General features: G+C 38.7%; 22 protein-coding genes and 2 pseudogenes. 11 read left to right on the top strand and 13 right to left on the bottom strand.

Features of this window, described 5'->3' with window-relative positions; all coding sequences use genetic code 11:
* Nucleotides 1–22: 22 nt before the first annotated feature.
* The 5 genes from C6344_RS14875 to C6344_RS14855 all read right to left on the bottom strand — a co-directional run bounded on the left by C6344_RS14875 (nucleotide 23) and on the right by C6344_RS14855 (nucleotide 3006).
* On the bottom strand, nucleotides 23–1150 hold the full coding sequence (locus C6344_RS14875) for an MBL fold metallo-hydrolase (RefSeq protein ID WP_106073061.1): 1128 nt from the start codon (nucleotides 1148–1150) through the stop codon (nucleotides 23–25).
* Nucleotides 1151–1164: 14 nt separating this feature from the next.
* A complete protein-coding gene (locus C6344_RS14870) occupies nucleotides 1165–1725 on the bottom strand; it encodes a sulfurtransferase TusA family protein (RefSeq protein WP_066031395.1) in 561 nt (186 codons plus the stop codon).
* A 47-nt stretch (nucleotides 1726–1772) separates the two neighbouring features.
* Nucleotides 1773–2126, bottom strand: a complete 354-nt coding sequence (locus C6344_RS14865) for a rhodanese-like domain-containing protein (protein WP_088003756.1) — start codon at nucleotides 2124–2126, stop codon at nucleotides 1773–1775.
* 14 nt (nucleotides 2127–2140) lie between these two features.
* Nucleotides 2141–2623 carry a DsrE/DsrF/DrsH-like family protein gene (locus C6344_RS14860; protein WP_003216959.1) on the bottom strand — a complete coding sequence of 161 codons (483 nt, stop codon included), beginning with the start codon at nucleotides 2621–2623 and terminating at the stop codon, nucleotides 2141–2143.
* Between the two features lie 122 nt (nucleotides 2624–2745).
* On the bottom strand, nucleotides 2746–3006 hold the full coding sequence (locus C6344_RS14855) for a metal-sensitive transcriptional regulator (protein ID WP_106073060.1): 261 nt from the start codon (nucleotides 3004–3006) through the stop codon (nucleotides 2746–2748).
* 193 nt (nucleotides 3007–3199) lie between these two features.
* On the opposite strand from C6344_RS14855, the gene C6344_RS14850 reads away from it, so the two are divergent.
* Entirely contained in the window at nucleotides 3200–3706 is a 507-nt protein-coding gene (locus tag C6344_RS14850; RefSeq protein ID WP_106073059.1) for a hypothetical protein, read from the top strand.
* Between the two features lie 47 nt (nucleotides 3707–3753).
* Here C6344_RS14850 and C6344_RS19065 read toward each other — a convergent pair whose 3' ends face one another.
* Complete coding sequence (locus C6344_RS19065) at nucleotides 3754–3963, bottom strand: hypothetical protein (RefSeq protein ID WP_106039381.1); 210 nt, start codon at nucleotides 3961–3963, stop codon at nucleotides 3754–3756.
* A gap of 453 nt (nucleotides 3964–4416) precedes the next feature.
* Here C6344_RS19065 and C6344_RS14835 point away from each other — a divergent pair, with 453 nt between their 5' ends.
* A complete protein-coding gene (locus tag C6344_RS14835; protein ID WP_106039382.1) occupies nucleotides 4417–4617 on the top strand; it encodes a DUF255 domain-containing protein in 201 nt (66 codons plus the stop codon).
* Nucleotides 4618–5160: 543 nt separating this feature from the next.
* On the opposite strand, the gene C6344_RS18890 is transcribed toward C6344_RS14835, so the two are convergent.
* The 5 genes from C6344_RS18890 to C6344_RS14810 form a co-directional block, all read right to left on the bottom strand.
* A complete protein-coding gene (locus C6344_RS18890; RefSeq protein WP_189313031.1) occupies nucleotides 5161–5607 on the bottom strand; it encodes a transposase in 447 nt (148 codons plus the stop codon).
* 140 nt (nucleotides 5608–5747) lie between these two features.
* Nucleotides 5748–6491, bottom strand: coding sequence for a class I SAM-dependent methyltransferase (locus C6344_RS14825; protein WP_106039383.1), 744 nt, complete (start codon nucleotides 6489–6491; stop codon nucleotides 5748–5750).
* A 15-nt stretch (nucleotides 6492–6506) separates the two neighbouring features.
* The gene (locus tag C6344_RS14820; RefSeq protein ID WP_106073058.1) at nucleotides 6507–7394 is read right to left on the bottom strand and encodes an AraC family transcriptional regulator; all 888 of its coding nucleotides are present in this window, start codon (nucleotides 7392–7394) and stop codon (nucleotides 6507–6509) included.
* 383 nt (nucleotides 7395–7777) lie between these two features.
* A complete protein-coding gene (locus C6344_RS14815; RefSeq protein WP_106061689.1) occupies nucleotides 7778–8578 on the bottom strand; it encodes a dihydrodipicolinate synthase family protein in 801 nt (266 codons plus the stop codon).
* A gap of 26 nt (nucleotides 8579–8604) precedes the next feature.
* On the bottom strand, nucleotides 8605–9219 hold the full coding sequence (locus C6344_RS14810; RefSeq protein ID WP_106039386.1) for an FMN-binding negative transcriptional regulator: 615 nt from the start codon (nucleotides 9217–9219) through the stop codon (nucleotides 8605–8607).
* 116 nt (nucleotides 9220–9335) lie between these two features.
* On the opposite strand from C6344_RS14810, the gene pdxR reads away from it, so the two are divergent.
* Together pdxR and C6344_RS14800 are read left to right on the top strand one after the other, a co-directional pair.
* Entirely contained in the window at nucleotides 9336–10718 is a 1383-nt protein-coding gene (pdxR, locus tag C6344_RS14805) for a MocR-like pyridoxine biosynthesis transcription factor PdxR (RefSeq protein WP_106061688.1), read from the top strand.
* Nucleotides 10719–10953: 235 nt separating this feature from the next.
* Nucleotides 10954–11133, top strand: a pseudogene (locus C6344_RS14800) (DUF255 domain-containing protein); the annotation flags it as partial.
* 90 nt (nucleotides 11134–11223) lie between these two features.
* On the opposite strand, the gene C6344_RS14795 reads toward C6344_RS14800, so the two are convergent.
* On the bottom strand, nucleotides 11224–12177 hold the full coding sequence (locus tag C6344_RS14795; RefSeq protein WP_106039389.1) for a DMT family transporter: 954 nt from the start codon (nucleotides 12175–12177) through the stop codon (nucleotides 11224–11226).
* A gap of 126 nt (nucleotides 12178–12303) precedes the next feature.
* Here C6344_RS14795 and C6344_RS14790 point away from each other — a divergent pair, with 126 nt between their 5' ends.
* Nucleotides 12304–13173, top strand: a complete 870-nt coding sequence (locus tag C6344_RS14790; protein ID WP_106039413.1) for an AraC family transcriptional regulator — start codon at nucleotides 12304–12306, stop codon at nucleotides 13171–13173.
* Nucleotides 13174–13338: 165 nt separating this feature from the next.
* Here C6344_RS14790 and C6344_RS14785 read toward each other — a convergent pair.
* A pseudogene (locus tag C6344_RS14785) lies at nucleotides 13339–13791 on the bottom strand (MarR family winged helix-turn-helix transcriptional regulator).
* Between the two features lie 141 nt (nucleotides 13792–13932).
* Here C6344_RS14785 and C6344_RS14780 point away from each other — a divergent pair.
* From C6344_RS14780 to glpT, 6 genes are all read left to right on the top strand, one after another.
* Nucleotides 13933–14367, top strand: coding sequence for a GNAT family N-acetyltransferase (locus C6344_RS14780; protein WP_106039391.1), 435 nt, complete (start codon nucleotides 13933–13935; stop codon nucleotides 14365–14367).
* Nucleotides 14368–14377: 10 nt separating this feature from the next.
* Nucleotides 14378–14980, top strand: a complete 603-nt coding sequence (locus tag C6344_RS14775; protein ID WP_106039392.1) for a YczE/YyaS/YitT family protein — start codon at nucleotides 14378–14380, stop codon at nucleotides 14978–14980.
* Between the two features lie 130 nt (nucleotides 14981–15110).
* Nucleotides 15111–15272, top strand: coding sequence for a DUF255 domain-containing protein (locus C6344_RS19140; protein WP_106039393.1), 162 nt, complete (start codon nucleotides 15111–15113; stop codon nucleotides 15270–15272).
* Between the two features lie 38 nt (nucleotides 15273–15310).
* Complete coding sequence (locus C6344_RS19135; RefSeq protein WP_106039394.1) at nucleotides 15311–17194, top strand: thioredoxin domain-containing protein; 1884 nt, start codon at nucleotides 15311–15313, stop codon at nucleotides 17192–17194.
* A gap of 152 nt (nucleotides 17195–17346) precedes the next feature.
* Nucleotides 17347–18117: a SurA N-terminal domain-containing protein gene (locus tag C6344_RS14760; RefSeq protein WP_106073057.1), complete on the top strand. Its 771-nt coding sequence runs from the start codon at nucleotides 17347–17349 to the stop codon at nucleotides 18115–18117.
* A 225-nt stretch (nucleotides 18118–18342) separates the two neighbouring features.
* The gene (gene glpT, locus C6344_RS14755; protein WP_034664381.1) at nucleotides 18343–19677 is read left to right on the top strand and encodes a glycerol-3-phosphate transporter; all 1335 of its coding nucleotides are present in this window, start codon (nucleotides 18343–18345) and stop codon (nucleotides 19675–19677) included.
* Nucleotides 19678–19702 lie beyond the last annotated feature (25 nt).

Below are 19702 nucleotides of genomic sequence, written 5' to 3'. Positions count from 1 at the left end.
TCTCCTCTTATTTTATTGGACATTACCGAATCGCACAACGGTTTGGACCAATTTCCATTTCACGCTGCGCTTCATCGTCTGGGCTCAGCTTCCCCATATTGGTTTGACGAATGTCTTGATAGGCGTTTGGTTGTGCAGGTAGGTTCTTCGTGACCATTTCTCTAAATACGGCTTCATCATCAATATTCAGTCCATGATTTTCTTCAAATAGAACGCCTAGCTCCTTCCAAACGCTTCCGTCTTCATTAACTTCATCCATGATCATGAAATGCGCTGGCAATACAATGAATTCTTTCGAAAGTGCTCTATATCGGTCATAAAGTGTTTCTCTCAAATCACCTACCCAGTCCTCCGCCATTCCAGCGAGATCAGGTCTTCCAATCGAATCAACGAACAAAATATCACCTGAAAGAAGATATTGATGATCCACGATAAAAGATGTTGAACCAATCGTATGCCCCGGCGAGTAAAGGGGGTGAATATCAATGGAAGCCGCTCCAATCGTCATCCGCTGCCCTTCTTCAAGACGGTGATATTCAAAGATCACCTCTTCTGCATCTTTTGGCGGCAGCCAGTAGCTGGCACCAGTCTGTTCAGCCAGTCTTTTCCCACCAGAAATATGATCCGCATGAAGATGAGTATCCAACACTTGCGTTATAGAGACATGATGTTTTTTAGCAAAACGGGTATAGATATCCGTCATTCTAGCTGCATCTACAATTGCGGCTTCTCCATTCGACATGATCATATAAGACAGGCATCCCTTGCCCATACGCACAAATTGATACAGCTCTCCACCGCCGGTTAAATCCCCGATCTTCACTGGCTCTAGATGCTCGCTCCACGCCTTCATACCGCCTTCTAAATAATGGACCGTTCTGCCCGCCTCTGACAGCATCTCCGCCACCATGATAGAGGAGCCTTCCTTGGCACAAACCACCAACACTTCACGGTCATAAGGAATGTGAGATAAAATGCCCTCTACTCCTTCAAGGAGATCAAAATAAGGCACATTCATATGAACGATTGCTTCCCCTTCGATCTTCCAGTCCTGTACATCCGCTTGATTTCGCACATCTAGTAAAAAGAGCGGTTCCTTGTTCACAATCTTTTTTGTTAACTGCTCTGCGTTCATCACTTTTACCGTCATGTTCCATTCAGCTCCTATTTTTCAATCGCTCCTGTCCAGCTATTCATGCCTGGCACAATATTCGTCAATTGATGAAATCCTTTTTCTTTTAACTTTTGCGCAGCTAATTCACTTCTTCTGCCTGAATGACAGATCAGGTAAATGTCCGTCTCCCGGCTCAATTCCTCCGCACGTTGTTCAACCTCACCAAGAGGAATATGAACAGCTCCTGGAATATGCCCCGCCTCGTATTCATCCAGCTCTCGCACATCTAAAATAAACAAAGATGGATCTTCTTTTACTTTCTGTTGAAAAGTCTCCAAAGACATTTCCGAAATCATGGACTTCCCTTCTTTCTCTTGTTCTCCGCCCTTACGAATCAAATGATGAAGCACCTGGCCTTCTACTTTTGTTCCTAAAAATTCGTGGCCTGCACTTTTTGACCATGCCGCTAGATCCGCTGCTGATCCTTTATCAGTGGCTTGCACTTCCAGTACGTCTCCTGGTAAAAGCTCATTCATTTGTTTTTTTGTTTTCACAATCGGCATCGGGCATGCCAGTCCTTTTGCATCTAAAATGACAGTTGGTTGCTGCATGTCTTATCCTCCTTTATATAGGGGTGGGGGTATATTTTATTGCGCATTTAATGCCAAGCATTCATGCCACCCTTGATGTTTGTAATCTGAGTAAATCCCTGCTTCTTCAATATTTTCGCCGCCTGCATACTTCTCATTCCGCTTTGACATATCACATAGACCTCTTCATTTTTCTCAAGCTGAGAAGCTCGTTTCTTCAAATGAGACAACGGGATGTTTTGAAAGCCTTTGATATGATTTGTTTGAAATTCACTAGGAGATCGCACATCAATGAGCTGTTGACCTTTGCTTTTCAGCTTCTTTTTCATATGAGCTGCATCCATTTGCTTTACACCTCGTACCGGCAAAAAGCGGCTCACGAGTAATCCAATTACGATGATGAGTAAAATCGTCTGCACCATCCTGCTTCACCTCACTAGATAAATAAATTCACACGTCCGATTTCAGCCTCTGCTAAATATGCCGCTACACCAGCATATTGAATGTCATCTAATAATTCTTTCTCCTGTAATCCTAAAAGATCCATCGTCATTGTACATGCCACGAGATTGATATCCTGCTCCTTCGCCATCTCAATGAGCTGCGGCAAGGTCATAGCATTGTGCTTTTTGATCACATGCTTGATCATTTTCGGCCCCATTCCCGCAAAATTCATCTTGGAAAGCCCCATGCGATCAGCCCCGCGCGGCATCATCTTGCCAAACATTTTTTCTAAAAATCCTTTTTTCATCGGTACCATCTCATCCTTACGCAAGGCGTTCAGCCCCCAAAACGTATGGAAAATGGTCACCTCATGATCATAGGCTGCTGCACCATTAGCAATAATGTAAGCTGCCATCGCTTTATCATAATCTCCACTAAATAACACAATCGTCGTGCGTTTTTTCTGTTCTTCCATTCTGCTCCTCCTTCAACAATTACCTATGGGGGTATATAGAAAATAAAAAATATACATATACCGGTAAGGGTATATTACATCAAGTAAAAAAATCCGTCAACCACCAAAGGCTGAGGAATTTCTTACCGGCTTTTCACCAATAGCTCAACTGCCTCTTTCACAAGACCTTCCGTATCCTTGCCTTGTTCAAGACTTTCACGAACACATTGCTCAAGATTTGTACTCACAATCACACCCATTGCCCGATCAATGGCATTACGTGATGCAGACAGCTGCGTCACCACCTCGCGGCAATCCTTGCCTTGCTCCATCATCGAAAGAACCCCTTTAATCTGCCCTTCAATCCGGCGAAGACGGTTCTTCATCTGCTGATTATATTCCATGTACCAGCACTCCTTTCTATTCTTTCTATGAACAGATAGTATACCCTAAGAGGTATTTAGTCAAACGACTTGCCCTCCTTTTTATAGAGAAAGGATAGATCGTATGTGAAAAGAATTGCACATTCCACCATTTATTGATAAAAAGAAGTTAATCAATGCACGAGAAATTAGTTGGCGAAAAGAGGACACACATATGACTTTACATCACTATATTGGTGCTAATAAAGAGCTGTCGCTTGGTACCTTTGGTCAAAAGTCTACCTATAAACCACTCTCTGAACTCAATATCAAAACGGTTGATAGAAAACGAAAAAAGCCCAAAACCTATCAAAAAGAAGAGCCCTTGATAGAAGTATACGAAACAGAAGAGGACTTTGCTGACATTCACATTGCTTATGTAGATCCGGTCTATGAAGCCGTAAGAGACAAATTCACGCATCCTTTTGTTTATGATTTAGGCATCATTCATTCTCTCCGTCCTCTTTTCCTTTTCATTGAAACAGAGCTGTCCAAAGGAGAAACCATTGAAATCTACTCTTGTGTAGACGGCCTGGAAACGAAAGAAAAAGACGATCAATTAAATGTAGAAATTGACCTAAGCAAAAAACGATTTGGGAAACATATCGATTTTAAAGAGATCGGTGAACTGATTGATATGTTTGAATTAGAACACTTACAATATGTGCTGGTGAAGAAGTAGAGGAGAATTGAAATGGAACATCAATGAGGCGTTGAAAAGTTTAGGCCTCAATTATCTCTGTGTAGATCATCGTAAACTTTTTCAAAAATCTCTATTGGCATTGAATACTTCGTTGTTTTATCATTACGGTAATTAACCACTATATCAATGTGATGTAGCTTTTTTTCAAATTCAATAATTGAATTCTCCCATCTATCTCGAACGGATATGACACAATTACCGTTTTTCTTTTCATTTTTCTGATAAACATAGTCCATTTTATCTCTCCATTCTTATTATTTAGTATTAGATAGGTGAATTGACGTCACGTTGTAAATCAGTGATACCCAAGAAACATGAAGATAAAAAAGCTAAATGTGGTGAGTAAGTTTAAAAACGTATAAAGATAATTTCTACTATAAATACTTAATATAATACCAACTGGACCTAATAGATAATTCAATAACCATAATCCGCTTCCATATCCAAATATCAAATTAGGGCTCCATAGTAGAACACCTATTACAAAGCATAGCAGTGATAACCGTCTCATTATTTTTTTAGACATTAGAACTCCTTCGAATTTTAAAATTGTAGGGTGTTTATTCAGTTTCCAAATATCAAGAAAAACCTATATTTTAACAAAATGATACACTCAAATAATGACTTAGTCTCTACTCCTTAAGAAATTTAAGATGAAATTAAACTAATGATGTAAAAGCAGGTGACCCATGCCAAACAACCAAACACCCAACCAACTCATCAACGAAAAATCACCGTACCTCCTTCAGCACGCCCACAACCCAGTTCACTGGTACCCGTGGGGGCAAGAAGCCTTCGACAAAGCCAAGCGTGAAAATAAACCAGTGCTTGTCAGCATCGGCTACGCCACTTGTCACTGGTGTCCTGTTTGTTTAGCTACTCTGATATAAAAACAGAATAACGCAAAATCAAAAGATCAACTAGTAATGTTTGATTAGCTTGCAAATGCCTCGAGTGTTACAAAGATTCGAACCCCTCAATTTAATAATATATGATATGGATTTTATAAGATGCACAGAGAAAAAGAACAAACTTCTAACTAGATATGCTCTTTTTTTGTCATATTGTTGCCACCTATAAATGAAGCATATTTTTTGTCATTTAATATGCTTGAAACTGCATAAAATAACTAATAATTGGGGAGGATAATAATGATATCTGCAACAAAACACTTGAGGATGCGACTATTTTGATTTATAATTTCTGTAAAGACATCAAACAAAAAGTTTGTATATTAGGTGCTTTCCTAATGAATCTTGGAAAGTTCCAAAATTCTTGTTTCAAAATTGTAAGCTAATTAATAAATTAGTTGCAATTAGAATAGTATCTGTTGAATATGAAGAAAATGAACAGTTATCATCTTTTTATGAAAACAACGGGTTTAAAGTAATTCAAAAAAATGAAAATGGATTAGCCATGAGTTACATACGTGTTTAATTACAGCATATCTTAAAGGATATGCTTTTTTTATTCACTAATTTACATAAATGTGAATTATACAAATGTATTTGCGTTATCACAAATAGACGATAACCCCTTGTAAAGCTGGTATAGGAATAAGGATATTTCTTTGAGTTTCGAGCTTTCTCTTTGTATTCACGATGAAGAAGTTGGAGCGTCACGTTCTTTTTCATCAGCTCTTTATGGATATACTCCCAATTAACAGGGTAATAACCCCGCTCAAATGTCTGCCTTTCGGGGTATAGGAAGCCAAATAGCCAGAGATTATCCATCTCCGGCTTCAGCTCAATGATATTTTTATTTTCTGCTCGGTAAATCACATCTTTTACCGTCCGCCATGAATGACCGGTGGCGGCTGCGATGGTTCGTTGAGAGTCACCGTTGAAGTACATTTGTAGGATCTTTTGGTATTGAATCATTCGACTCCTCCTCGGAACACTAAATATCTTTTCTAAGTTAGTACCTGTAAAAAAATCCAAAAATGATAAACAGAGTGACAGGTAAGAGAGAAATGAATTTGTAGTTTTTGGCGAAGCTTTCTTAAAAAGAAATAACCTAATTATTCTTTACTTGCAAAAAAGGTGATGAGGGAAGAAGACGTATCTCTCTCATACCCAAGTTTATACTCAATCGAAGAATATCCTTCATGTTCCAGTAAAAGCTGAAACTCCTGGATTCCATACCAATAGAGAACAAAATTTGATATTTCTGTTTCTTGAATCTTACCAATTTTGAGCAAATCGTATCGGTGAATAAAGCTGGTTTTCTGTTGAAGCCAATCTATTCCTTGGGTTGTTGACGTAAATAGAATGCCAGTTTCATTGTCGATTGAAAATTGACCTGTTGAAACTTTGTCTGGTATGAATCCAGTTGGCAATTCCAAATCAATAATAATTTTACCGCCTACTTCAAGATGTTGGTAAAAAGAACGCAGAATATCCTTAACTTGATTCCGGGGTAATAGACAGAAACTCCCGGTAGGCATGATAATCGCCTCGTATTTTTCAGGTAGATGAAGGTCAGTAAGATCTCCTTGGTAGAGAGTTCCCTTCACTTTTGCGGCCTCCATGTTAGCTCTACATTGTTTTAACATATCTTCAGATACGTCAACACCTTCTACATCAAGTCCCTTTTGCAGAAAAGGAATCATCATTCTACCAGTGCCGACGCCTGCTTCTAAGATTTTACCTTTAGTACTTTTCAAATGTTCATAATAGTATTCCAAATCACCATCAATAGAGTATCCGGCTGGTTTGGTCAACTGGTATAGCATGGTGCTTAATTCACCATATTCTGTAAACATATTTTCAACTTCTTTCTATGATTTCTTAATCGGTATATAGATTTCCATAATAGAATTTTCGGAGGCATGACAGCGTTCATCATAATATTCATAAGCAAGGCGATCTTCATCCAATTCATATGAACTTTGATCAAACCACTCCGAAAAAATGTACCGCCAGGTTTCCTTAACAGCTATTGATAAAGGATCTTTGTCGTATGTTGTGGCGGTTGATAGATTGTTGATAGGTGGAGTAGTGAAGACAGCGTACGTTGCACTTGGTATTTCTGCAACGATCATATCTGAGGTTGCCAGACTAAAGTCATCGACAATAACCCCAAATAAATAGATTGCATTACCTTCATTCTGATAAGGAAGCCACAGCCCAACTTCACCATGTTTGGGTGGTTTTAATTGTTCATAAAGCTTTTCCTCTAAATTGGATTCGTTACTTGAATCCCAGTAAGCAGCTATTTGATGGCTATAATTATCTGCAATATTTGCGTGTAAGCCATAACCTGCTACCCTAAAGGGCTCTTTATCAACGAATTTCGGTGGATCTAGGACATCTCGTATATTTTTTACGAGAGTATTATCACTATCCGCCATTCTAATTTTATATGATGTCGGGGTATATCCAAATTCTTGCCTAAATGATTTTGAAAATCCGCTTGCCGATTCAAAGCCATACTGCAAGGCAACATCTAAGATTTTCTGGTTATCAGAAAGTTCAATTCTTGCTGTCGATAGGCGGTATTTTCTCACATACTCCATGACCGGAACCCCTTTTACCAGAGAAAAAATTCTACAAAAATGAAAGGTAGAGTATCCAACATGATTTGCTATTTTTTCAGCGATAAGCTGCTCGTTAATGTGGTCTTTAATATAAGTGATACTTTGATCAATAATTTGCTTGTACTGCATACTACCACCTCTGCCTCTATTATAAGGATTAGAAAATCATTTGGCTGTTCCTAGCTTGCTAATTTTTGGACACCAAAAAGACCAAGAGAAAATAAAAACCTGATTTGATCTCTATTAGGAACAAATCAGGAAATAGTCTTTATATGTAAAAAGATTGAGAAAAGCTGTTTTTGCTTTGCCAAAATATCGGTGTTGACTTGGATGGTTTTGAGTGCTGACATTTATGGTTTTCGGTGTTGACATCTTTGCTACTCGTGTTGACATCATTTGGAAATATCCATATGTACTTTCTTTAATTTCAACAAGTCAGTAAAAGGCAGACTAGCTTGATATAAAAAACTAGTTACTCACTGGGTAGCAACTAGTTTAATGTCAAACCTTCTTTAAAGTGATATGATTGGTGACCGACAATTCCCTACTTTTATACCGATCTTGTTATAGTGGGTCTTTATATTGACAATAGGTTGATTATTTGTAACCTCATTTATTAGGTCGTTTAATTTATTTAGATTAACCGGTTTATTCTCTAACAAGTTATTGAAAGCTTCTTTGACTTCTCGAGGATAAACATTCCCTACCATACTCGACAAACCGTTACATCCATTATTGATTAACTCTAGGAAGTTTACATCTCCTGCTGCAAACATAATAAAGTCTTTAGGAAGATTTGTTTGTTGATGACGATGAACGTCCCCTCCTTCTTTCAGTCCAATAATATTAGGATGCCGGCTAACCAAGTCTTTAAGTGCTTTCTCGCTCAAATCAAAGCCAGTTCGAGCAGGATTATTATAAAGTACAACCTCTTTAGACGTATGGCTAAGCAGTTCATCAACATAATAAATAGCTTGCTGTTGTGTTGGTTTTATATAAGGTGGAAAGCCAAGTAATATAACATCTATATTGGTTTTTTCGATTTTTTCAATAAGCTTTCTAGCATCACTTGTTCTTATAGATGACACACCAAACATCAGTTCAATATCCTCAAATTTTTGCTGATTGAAATGTTCAATGATTTGTATACGTTCATTAATGCTGAGTGAATGTTGTTCACCAGTAGTGCCGCATATAAGCAAGGAATCGATTCCGTTGTTTTGTAAATATTCAACAATAGGGTCAAAGCCTTCTAAAAATAAACTCTCATCTTCATAAAAAGGAGTAGGAATAGCAACGTTAAAATTTTTCATTATAAAGCAACCTCCAACTTATAAACTTATTGCATTTTTTTGTTTATATTTTCTTTCATTAAACTAGAGATTATTTGTTCGTGTGTATGTGGTATTAGACTGAGTTGGTTAACGACTAATTCTTGCCGTAATATCGAATGATTTTGACTTAGCTTCGCTTTCCCCTCTATTTTGTTGATTTTGATTTTAAAACCTTTTACCCCTTTGTTCATGCCCGCTAACAATTTAGAATCGACATCCCCTAATTTGTATGGACTGTCAGGGCTTTCGTATTTCAATACCAGATCACTCATTGAATTTATTGTTTCTTCCTCATCCAAAAGTTCAACTTTCCCGTAAACATGAGCAGATACGTAATTCCATGTAGGTACAGCCTGATTTGTCTCATACCACTTGGGCGAAATATAACAATGAGGCCCTTGAAAAACTGCTAAAACGAATTGGCTTTCAATATCTTCCCACTGAGGATTCGGTAGAGCAAAATGACCGTATAAGTAATTTTTATCGTTGCTCATCATCAAGGGCAAATGGGTTGCATATGGCATACCATCGTGCATTGAAAACAATGTTGCAAAACCATACTCTTTTATAACATCGCAAGCTTCGTCTTCACTAAGCTGAAATGAGGCAGGGATATACATAAAAACTCTCCTCTCTCAAAATGGATTGATAAAGCGCTTTTAGAGTATAATATGATACTAACTGACATTTAAAAAGGTACAATTCCAAATAAATATACATGTCAGGGGAGAAGACGATGAAAAACATTATTTTTGCTTTTAAAAGTAATACTCCTAAATACAAACAAATTTATGAACAATTCAAAATATTAATCGAGCAAGGAAATATCCAAGCAAATGAACAATTACCATCTATTCGTGAATTAGCAAATTCCCTGCAGGTAAGCCGCAATACAACGCTAATGGCGTATGATCTACTATTAGCGGAGGGGTACATTCGGGGCGAAAAAAGAAAAGGATATTTTGTCAATAAAGTAGAAACCCTTTTGTTCCAAAGAAAAAATAACTCTTTTCGGAGTAAGCAAACAGAAATGTCATTAGAACGGGTTCTGATTGATTTTCGTGCAGGTGCCGTAGATCAAAAGCTCTTCCCTCTGAAAACATGGAGAAAATTGTACAATCAAGTTTTGACATTAGAGAAAAGCTACCTATACGGTGAAGCATTCGGAGAAATACAGCTACGTGAACAAGTAGCTGCTTATCTGTTAGAATCCCGCGGGGTGAAAACTGATGCAAATTCCATTATCATTGGCAGCAGCACCCAACAAATGTTGGTTTATCTTGGTCATATTCTGAAAGATGAATTTTCCGGGATCATAGTTGAGGATCCTGGTTTTGACGGTGCTAGAGAAACATTTCAATTTCATGGGTTTTCTCTAGAAACATTACCTGTCTTTGAAAGTGGGGCTGATTTTTCGAAGTTACATTCAATGAAAGAAAAACTAATTTATGTGACACCTTCTCATCATAGCCCTTACGGAGTAAGCATGCCCATTCAGCAACGTCAAACACTTATCAATTGGATTAATAAAAAAGAGGGATATATTCTTGAAGATGATTATGATAGTGAATTCCGTTATACGCAGCAGCCATTTCCTGCCCTTGCCTCCATTCATTCAGAAAGAGTCATCTATTTAGGAAATTTCTCAAAATCCTTTCTTCCAGGCATTCGCCTAAGCTATATGGTTTTGCCCCAGCCTATATTACATCGATACAAAAACCGTTTTCTTCATTTCGAAAGCACTGCTTCTTTGCTTAACCAACTAACCATGGCCGAATTTATGAAAGAAGGTGAATGGGCCCGCCATATTAAACGCATGCGCACCACTTATAGAAGCAAAATGCAGCACTTTACTTCAAATTTAAAGAAGCAGTTCGGAGATCATTTAACGATTATTGGTGAGCAGTCTGGATTATATATATTAGTGAAAGTTCATCTGAACTATTCAGAAGAAAGATTAATCCAACGTGCTTTAAAATATGGAGTAAAAGTATATCCTACTAACATTTATTTCGTTAATAGAAATCCTAATAGACCAATCATAAAGTTAGGTTTCGCTCATCTCGACTTTGATGAAATAACACAGGGTGTAAAACTTTTGAAAAGGGCCTGGTTGTAATACACATATCTTCGTTTTCTCTAGTTAAAAATACTCCCATGCCAGCGAACCAGCAATAAACCCATAATGAAGAATAAGTTCCATCTTGAGTCTCCTTTTCATATTTTAATCACGATATTTATATTGGTTTTATAACGCTTTTTATTCATGATTTTAGGCGGTATTTGAAAAGGAGAGTTAAATAAAGAAAATGTGGTATGTTATCTTTAGTTAAATTCAGAAAGAAGGTGATCCCATGCCAAACAAAAGTAAACCCAATAGATTAATCAATGAAAAATCACCATACTTACTTCAACACGCCCACAACCCCGTAGACTGGTACCCTTGGGGAGAAGAAGCCTTCGAAAAAGCAAAACGTGAAAACAAGCCGGTTCTGGTCAGCATCGGCTATTCAACTTGTCACTGGTGCCATGTCTGCTAAAGTGACCTTAAAGTTTTACAAAAAAAAGCCCTTTTAAGGGCGGCAAAATAGTTAATTCTACAGGTTCTTTTTTCCTTTTAACTTTTAGTGTTTGCAAGATTCCCCAATCTTCAAATTAGATTTCTCACTCCGCTTAGAAGGCCCTTTATGCAAAGCCAATATCAGAGTGTTTCCTATAATACATACAGCACCAATCCACTGAAAATACCCAAATGGTTCCTTTAACCAAACAACAGTTGTGACAACTGCAGATAGAGGCTCTAAGCTTCCTAACAAGCTTGTTTCTTTAGGTGAGAGGCTTTGCAGACTTTTTATGAAGAACCAGAACGCAATCATTGTGCCAAACACTATTACAAATATAATATATACATACACCTCAGCAGTTAAACTTTTAAAATCCATTTGCCATGGCGGATGAATAAAACTTAATGCAAAACTGCCAATAATCATAGCCCAGCCTACAACAACAAGAGAATTAAATTTATTTAATAAGCCAACGGCATATAAAGTATAGAAAGCTGCCGCGAATCCTGATAAAACTCCCCATACGACCGCAGCTACCGGTACTGAAAGTTGAGAAAGTGAACCATTTGTTAGTAGAAAAAAGCACCCCGCCAGAGCAAGTGATACTGTTATGATATCTTGTTTGGTAAGAACCGTTCGTTTTCGCAAAAGCGAGTAGATAATAACGATTACTGGGGATAAATATTGTAATAACGTAGCAACCGCTGCATTCCCATGTTGAATGGATGCCATATATGTGTACTGCACAGCTAGCATTCCGAATAAGCCAAAAATAAGAAGCTGACAAGCTGTGGCTTTATTTTTCCAAATCTCGATAATCTGAATCCGATTCTTTCTGAACAATTGAAGCATCAAGAGTAAAATGCCAGCCGTAAGTAAGCGTATCGTTACAAGCCAATTGACATCAATTTGATCACCTTGAAAAAGTTTTTTGGCTACTGTACCCCCAATTCCCCAACATGTCGCCCCTGTTATAACATAGAACAATCCCATTCTTCTATTTGAATTATTCATGCAAGATCCCTCGCTAATAAATATAATAATAGTGTTATCATAAATTCAAAATCTCATAAAAAATACTTAAATCGAACAAAAAAATATAAATATATTGAGGTGGAAAGGGTGCAAGTAAAAAATTTTATGGTTGATCAAAACTTAAAGGAATTAACAGAACACCGAACGGTTGCATTACCAGTTGCATGTTACGAGACAAGGATCAATCAAAATATAAATGGCTATATACCGCTTCATTGGCATGACGAAATTCAATTTGTTTTGATACTAAAAGGGATAGCTGTCTTTCAAATAAATGAAGAAAAAATAGAGGTTCAAGAAGGTGATGGATTATTTATTAATAGTGGCTGCTTGCACATGGCAGAGGAAAAGGATCACTCGGGTTGTACTTACATTTGTTTAAATGTTTCACCCCATTTCGTTTTAGCTCAAGAGCTGTATTCAAGCTATGTTCAGCCCTATATTCTTTCAACTAATTTATCCCATTTATTTTTGGGTGGAAATCAACATTGGGCAAATAACATTCTACAAGCTGTAAAAAAAATAAATCAATTGGTTCAACAAAAGACATCGCTCTATGAAATTGACATTACCATGCAATTAACTTTAATATGGAAAAACTTAGTCATTAATGGTTTTCAATTAAAGTACGATCAATCTGAAATGATAAAAAGTCATCGAATGAAACAAATGTTAAACTGGATACATCTCCATTATGCTGAGAAAATGACATTAGAAGACATTGCAAAAGCTGGCCAATTAAGCCGTTCTGAGTGCTGCCGTTATTTTAAACGAATGCTGAATAAGACGCCGTTACGTTATGTACTGGATTATAGAATCCAAAAAAGCTTACTATTACTGCAACACCCGGAAACCACTGTGACAGAAGTGTCTTATCAAGTTGGATTTAACAGTACCAGTTATTTCATAAGTAAATTTCAACAAGCTATGAATATGACACCATTCTCATACAAAAAGATTCATATGAGGCATTAATTCTAAGGATGCTTCTACAATTTACAAATAAAGGGAGTCCCTGTTTATGGGACTCCCTTTATTTATAGGCTGTTAAACTAGCCATTGATGCCATTACACATATTTTTATTGAAGGGACTATACCACATAATGTGCTCTAAAACTTTTAAAGTTGAAATTTGTACTTTAGTAGTCCCTTTTGTTTCCCTTCTTCACATTTTCCCAATCCCGTTCTACATTTTTCCTGACTCTGTGAAGAAGTTTAAAAATGGTTTCCTTTTCCTCAGGTGAAAAATCAGACCAGGCCACTTTCATAGAATGTTCTTCTTCTTTTTTTAAAAAAGGATAAACTTTTTTCCCTTTCTCAGTCGTGAACAGCTTTTTTATTTTTTTATTCTGTCTGTCCGGCTGTTTTTCAATCAATCCTTATATTTCCAATTTCTTAATTGCCCGTGCAGCCGTTGTTCGGTCAACTTTTATCATTTCAGCCAATTTATCTTGAATAACACCGGGGTTTTCGTATATACGTACAAGATAGAGATACTGCCCTCTCGTTAAGTCCAAATCTTTAAATTCAATATTGCTTATGGAATCTAAACCTCTGGATATCATGCCGATCTCTCGTAAAATGTCGTTCATACCCAAAACTCCTCACATATTTTTTGTTGTAATTACATCTATTTTCGTTGCAATTACAACAAAAATAATTTAACCTTACTTTTATAAGACCACACGCATGCTGTACAGTCCAGACTAATATCAGAAAAGGATTGATAAATAATGAATATAAAAAGAATAACAACTGAAAATGATTTACATGTTGCTCAAGATATTAGAAAATCGGTATTCATTGAAGAACAGCAAGTACCTGAATCCGATGAGTTCGATCAATTCGATACACTCAATGAACAATGCCAGCATGTCTTGGTATATCATGAGAATCAGCCTGTCGGCACAGGCCGTGTGCGCATCGTTGATCATACAGGTAAACTGGAAAGAATTTGTATCCTAAAACCTTATCGTAAGTACGGTTTGGGCAAAATCATCATTGGAGAGCTGGAAAAAATCATGCAAGAAAAAGGCATTACTAAGATTAAGCTGCATGGGCAAACACATGCAGAAGGCTTTTATAAAAAACTGGGCTATCAAACTGCTTCAGATGAATTTATGGAAGACGGAATTCCACACGTCTTGATGACAAAAGAAATATCTTGAAATACAAATCATGTCTAATAAAAAGAAGTATGTTTATTACGGACTAGGTATACTCGTATTAAGTTTAGGCATTTCTTTAACAATACAATCAGGACTAGGTACTTCCCCATTCGATGCCCTTTTGGTTGGCCTTTCCAAAGAATTCGGTCTTACCGTAGGAAGCTGGGAGGTCCTTATTTCTGTCATCACCTTAATCTGTAACTCTATATTAACAAGAAAAAAACCTGTTTTTTTAGGTTTGATAACAGCATTCGTGACTGGAATAGGCATTGATCTGTGGTTGTTCCTCATAAAACATGTCATCTACACAAGCATGTGGTTTAGCAAACTGACGTGTTTCGGAGTTGGTTTGGTATTCATTGGTCTTGGAACAGCCATCTATCTTCAAACAAAATTTGCATCAACTCCTATCGACCATTTAACACTCATTATTCGAGATATTTCAAAAAGAACCATCCTATTTTCAAGAACAGTATTGTATGCTTTTTTCTTATTGTTGGCTTATATATGTAAAGGCCCTGTCGGTATCGGAACCATTTTAACTGTGTGTTTAGGAGGCATGATCCTTCACTTTTTTATGCCTATTGTTGAACGTCGCCTTTTATCCAATTGAGGTCTGGAATCACCTTATAAAAAGAAAAGAAGAGGCTAACCCTAAAAGACCTCTTCTTTTTTGATATTTGGTATATTAGATATTGGAAAGACCATACTGATAAGAAACTGTATCGAAAGAAGGTGATCCCATGCCCACTAACAATAAGCCCAATAGATTAATCGCTGAGAAGTCTCTATATTTACTTCAACATGCTCACAACCCCGTTAATTGGTTCCCTTGGGGAGAAGAAGCATTTGAAAAAGCGAAACGCGAAAACAAACCTGTTCTCGTATCTATTGGGTATAGCTAGCTCGGGTAGCTACACGCACATGTCATTGGTGCCACGTCATGGCACACGAAAGCTTCGAAGATCAGCAAGTCGCTGACATCTTAAATGAGCATTTCATTTCGATTAAAGTCGATCGTGAGGAGCGTCCAGACATCGATTCTATGTATATGTCTGTTTGTCAGATGATGACGGGGCAAGGCGGCTGGCCGTTGAATGTATTTGTCACGCCTGATCAAAAGCCTTTTTATGCGGGGACTTATTTTCCAAAGAGAAGTGCTTACGGACGTCCTGGTTTCATTGAAGCACTGACGCAACTGCTGGATGCGTACCACAACGACCGCGATCATATCGAATCGTTGGCAGAGAAGGCGACAAATAATTTGCGGATCAAAGCAGCAGGACAGACAGAAAATACCTTGTCTCAAGAGGCGATCCACAAAGCCTATTACCAGCTCATGAGCAGCTTTGATACGCTGCACGGCGGGTTCGGCTCCGCACCGAAATTTCCTGCACCTCATATGCTTTCATTCTTGATGCGCTATTACGAATGGACTGGGCAGGAAAATGCGCTATATGCAGTCACGAAAACATTAGATGGAATCGCAAATGGCGGTATATACGACCATGTCGGTTCAGGTTTTTCTCGTTATTCAACAGACGAAAAATGGCTTGTGCCTCATTTTGAAAAGATGCTGTATGATAACGCCTTGCTGATGGAGGCTTACACAGAAGCGTATCAGCTCACTCAACAACCTACATATGAAAAGCTTGTCCACCGCCTGATTCACTTTATCAAGCGAGATATGATGAATCCGGATGGCTCCTTTTATTCAGCGATCGATGCGGATTCTGAGGGGAAAGAAGGGCAATATTACGTCTGGTCAAAAGATGAGATCATGACTCATTTAGGCGAGGATCTCGGCGCATTATTCTGCGCTGTCTATCACATCACAGATGAGGGGAACTTTGAAGGGGCGAACATCCCTCATACCATTTCCACCTCTTTTGATGACATCAAAGCCTCTTTTTCAATTGATGACCATACGCTTCAGTCTAAGCTGCATGAAGCCCGGCACATTTTACAATCTGTCAGACATCAGCGACCTGCACCGCTTATCGATGACAAGGTGCTCACATCCTGGAATGCGCTCATGATCTCATCTCTCGCCAAAGCTGGAAGAGTATTTGATGCAGAGGAAGCGATCGATAGGGCGAAACAGGCGATATCTTTTCTAGAAACACACCTCGTCCAACATGAGCGGCTCATGGTCCGATATAGAGAAGGAGACGTAAAGCATCTTGGCTTTATCGAGGATTATTCGCATATGCTAAAAGCGTATATGTCTTTATACGAAGCGACCTTTGAATTAGAATGGTTGGAAAAAGCGACAGCCATTGCCGAGAACATGTTTGAGCTGTTTTGGGACAAGGAAAAAGGGGGCTTTTTCTTCTCAGGATCAGATGCGGAAGCGCTCATCGTTCGAGAAAAAGAAGTGTACGACGGCGCCATGCCTTCTGGTAACAGCACCGCACTCAAGCACCTTCTCACGCTAAGCAGACTGACCGGACGTCAGGATTGGCTGGACACATTAGAGCAGATGTTCCAAGCCTTTTATGTCGATGTCTCTTCCTATCCAAGCGGGCACACAGCTTTTCTGCAAGGGCTCCTCGCTCAATATGCATCGAAAAGAGAAATCATCATTCTCGGAAAAAACGGAGACCCTCAAAAAGAACAGCTTTTACAGGCGCTTCAAAAACGCTTCATGCCATTTGATATCATATTGACTGCCGAAACAGGGCAGGAATTAGCGCAGCTCGCGCCCTTTACAAAAGATTACAAAACAATCGATGGCAGAACCACTGTGTATATTTGTGAAAACTACAGTTGCCGCCAGCCCATTACCAATATCGACGAGGCGATGGAACAATTATTCCACGATTGAGTTTGTCATAAGATGACTATGAGAAGACAAAATGAGGACAAACAGATAAAAAACATGTCAATCCGCTAACAAATTGTCTGTACGGTTTTATTTTTCCTAAAAAACGGTTAGAATGCGCACTAGATGTTCTCATACCGAAGGGAGAGAAAATGATGAAAAAGGTATCATACACACTCATCGCTTGTCTGTTATCTGTTGGGCTTGCAGCCTGCTCGTCAAACGATACCAAACAAGATAAGCAAAACGATTCAGCCAAAAGCAAGGAAACAACACAGGCTGACCAAAAAGAACAGCAAAAGCAAATGGAAGAGATGCAAAAGAAATTAGACGCACAAAAAATCGATGATCAAAAGGTCGTGGCGACCGTCAACCAAGACAAAATCACAGGTAATGAATATAATAGTGCTTTATCGACCATTCAAGGCCAGCTTCAACAATCAGGGCAAGACCCAACATCTAAAGAAGGCGCAAAAGCAGTCAAGAAACAAACCATTGATGCGCTCGTAGGTCAAGAGCTCATCCTGCAAGATGCTGAGAAGAAGGGCATCAAAGCCTCTGACAAGCAGGTAGATAAACAGCTAAAAGAAGAAAAGAAACAATTCAAAGACAACGCTCAATTTGAAGAAGCTCTTAAGAAAAGCGGACTCACAATGGATCAGCTGAAAAGTGACATTGCCGACAGCATCAAATACAGCCAGTATGTCGACAAAGAAATCAAATCAGCGTCCGTCTCTGAAAAGGATGTCAAAGCGTACTATGATCAATACGCAGATGAAATGAAAAAACAAAAGCAAAAAGCACCTGAATACAAAGAGGTTAAATCACAAATTAAAAAACAGCTAGAATCTCAAGAAAAGCAGAAAGAAGTACAAAAAGAAATTGAAAAACTAAAGAAATCTGCGAAAATTAATGTATCTCTGTAACAGCTAAGAAAAATCCGCCATTGTGCGGATTTTTTTTCGTTACTTGATGAACTGTTTTTCCAAAATTATGACAAAAGCCTCATCATAAACGTCTCTTCCATCCGATATGATGGGAGTACAAAAGAAAGCGCTATCAATTCTTTTGTCTCTTAAAAAGTACAAGATCAAACGCCGATCTCGTACTTTTGCTTCAGTCAATCGGATAACGACAAGAGGAGGATCTTTATGTTCAAATGGTTTAAACCCGCTCCGCATATCGACAGGCTCGATGATGCCAAAACAGATGAGACCTATAAGCGGCTGCGGCTGCAAGTCTTTTTAGGCATCTTTATCGGGTATGCGGGCTACTATTTGCTGCGCAAAAATTTCGCTTTTGCCATTCCTTATCTACAGGAAGAAGGGTTCACGAAAAGTGAATTAGGCTTTGTACTCGCAGCTGTCTCTATCGCTTATGGCTTTAGTAAATTCATCATGGGGATGATCTCAGACCGCTGTAACCCAAGATACTTTTTAGCCACCGGACTCTTTCTATCAGCCCTTATCAATATCCTATTTGTCTCATTTCCATGGGTGACGTCAAGTGTATGGATCATGTTCTTATTCATGTTTTTAAACGGCTGGTTCCAAGGCATGGGGTGGCCGCCATGCGGACGCACGATGGCGCATTGGTTTTCGGTTAGTGAACGTGGAACGAAAATGTCCATTTGGAACGTTGCTCACAATATCGGCGGGGGAATTCTTGCACCGCTCATCACCTTAGGGATCGTGCTGTTTGCGACATGGAAAAGTATCTTTTTCTTCCCTGCCATCATTGCCATTATCGTCTCCATCGTGATCATTCTACTCGTCCGGGATACCCCGCAATCCGCTGGCCTTCCGCCAATCGAGGAATATCGCAATGACTATCCGGCACAGCAGTATGAAGATCAAGAAAAAGAATTAACAGTGAAAGAGATTTTATTTAAGTATGTACTCAACAATAAATTCCTTTGGTATATCGCCATTGCCAACGTCTTTGTATACTTCGTCCGTTACGGTGTCGTGGACTGGGCGCCGACCTACTTAACAGAAGCAAAAGGCTTTTCACCAGAACATTCACGCTGGTCATATTTTCTTTATGAATATGCAGGCATTCCCGGCACATTATTGTGCGGCTGGATTAGCGACCGATTCTTTAGAAGCCGCCGTGCACCAGCGGGCGTCCTCTTTATGGCTGGGGTATTAATTGCGGTTCTCGTTTACTGGCTAAATCCTGCTGGCAATCCAATGGTCGATAACATTGCCCTCATCAGCATCGGCTTTTTAATTTACGGACCTGTCATGCTCATTGGACTTCAAGCCATTGATCTCGCTCCCAAAAAAGCCGCTGGCACTGCTGCCGGCCTGACAGGGTTCTTCGGCTATATTGGCGGCTCTGCTTTTGCCAATGCAATGATGGGCGTCGTAGTGGATCATTACGACTGGACAGGAGGCTTCATTTTACTGGTTGGTTCTTGTGTGCTTGCGATTGTCTTCCTAGCGATGACATGGAATACTGGGAAGCGTGTAGAGCAAGCTTAATGAAAATCACATAAAAGATTCATAT

Origin of the sequence: Bacillus sp. GBSW19 (genome assembly GCF_002998655.1) — a bacterium.
In the GTDB taxonomy this organism is placed as follows: Bacteria; Bacillota; Bacilli; order Bacillales; family Bacillaceae; genus Bacillus.
Note: the sequence above shows the minus strand (reverse complement) of the source record. Positions and strands in the feature narration are given on the sequence as shown.

Coding starts and splice junctions, on each gene's coding strand:
- C6344_RS14870 (WP_066031395.1), bottom strand. CDS start 1,725: ATGCAGCAACCAACTGTCATTTTAGATGCAAAAGGACTGGCATGCCCG.
- pdxR (WP_106061688.1), top strand. CDS start 9,336: ATGAAAAACATTATTTTTGCTTTTAAAAGTAATACTCCTAAATACAAA.
- glpT (WP_034664381.1), top strand. CDS start 18,343: ATGTTCAAATGGTTTAAACCCGCTCCGCATATCGACAGGCTCGATGAT.
- C6344_RS14865 (WP_088003756.1), bottom strand. CDS start 2,126: ATGGTGCAGACGATTTTACTCATCATCGTAATTGGATTACTCGTGAGC.
- C6344_RS14860 (WP_003216959.1), bottom strand. CDS start 2,623: ATGGAAGAACAGAAAAAACGCACGACGATTGTGTTATTTAGTGGAGAT.
- C6344_RS14775 (WP_106039392.1), top strand. CDS start 14,378: ATGTCTAATAAAAAGAAGTATGTTTATTACGGACTAGGTATACTCGTA.
- C6344_RS14790 (WP_106039413.1), top strand. CDS start 12,304: ATGGTTGATCAAAACTTAAAGGAATTAACAGAACACCGAACGGTTGCA.
- C6344_RS19135 (WP_106039394.1), top strand. CDS start 15,311: ATGGCACACGAAAGCTTCGAAGATCAGCAAGTCGCTGACATCTTAAAT.
- C6344_RS14780 (WP_106039391.1), top strand. CDS start 13,933: ATGAATATAAAAAGAATAACAACTGAAAATGATTTACATGTTGCTCAA.
- C6344_RS14820 (WP_106073058.1), bottom strand. CDS start 7,394: ATGCAGTACAAGCAAATTATTGATCAAAGTATCACTTATATTAAAGAC.
- C6344_RS14835 (WP_106039382.1), top strand. CDS start 4,417: ATGCCAAACAACCAAACACCCAACCAACTCATCAACGAAAAATCACCG.
- C6344_RS19065 (WP_106039381.1), bottom strand. CDS start 3,963: ATGGACTATGTTTATCAGAAAAATGAAAAGAAAAACGGTAATTGTGTC.
- C6344_RS14815 (WP_106061689.1), bottom strand. CDS start 8,578: ATGAAAAATTTTAACGTTGCTATTCCTACTCCTTTTTATGAAGATGAG.
- C6344_RS14850 (WP_106073059.1), top strand. CDS start 3,200: ATGACTTTACATCACTATATTGGTGCTAATAAAGAGCTGTCGCTTGGT.
- C6344_RS19140 (WP_106039393.1), top strand. CDS start 15,111: ATGCCCACTAACAATAAGCCCAATAGATTAATCGCTGAGAAGTCTCTA.
- C6344_RS14875 (WP_106073061.1), bottom strand. CDS start 1,150: ATGACGGTAAAAGTGATGAACGCAGAGCAGTTAACAAAAAAGATTGTG.
- C6344_RS18890 (WP_189313031.1), bottom strand. CDS start 5,607: ATGATTCAATACCAAAAGATCCTACAAATGTACTTCAACGGTGACTCT.
- C6344_RS14855 (WP_106073060.1), bottom strand. CDS start 3,006: ATGGAATATAATCAGCAGATGAAGAACCGTCTTCGCCGGATTGAAGGG.
- C6344_RS14810 (WP_106039386.1), bottom strand. CDS start 9,219: ATGTATATCCCTGCCTCATTTCAGCTTAGTGAAGACGAAGCTTGCGAT.
- C6344_RS14760 (WP_106073057.1), top strand. CDS start 17,347: ATGAAAAAGGTATCATACACACTCATCGCTTGTCTGTTATCTGTTGGG.
- C6344_RS14795 (WP_106039389.1), bottom strand. CDS start 12,177: ATGAATAATTCAAATAGAAGAATGGGATTGTTCTATGTTATAACAGGG.
- C6344_RS14825 (WP_106039383.1), bottom strand. CDS start 6,491: ATGTTTACAGAATATGGTGAATTAAGCACCATGCTATACCAGTTGACC.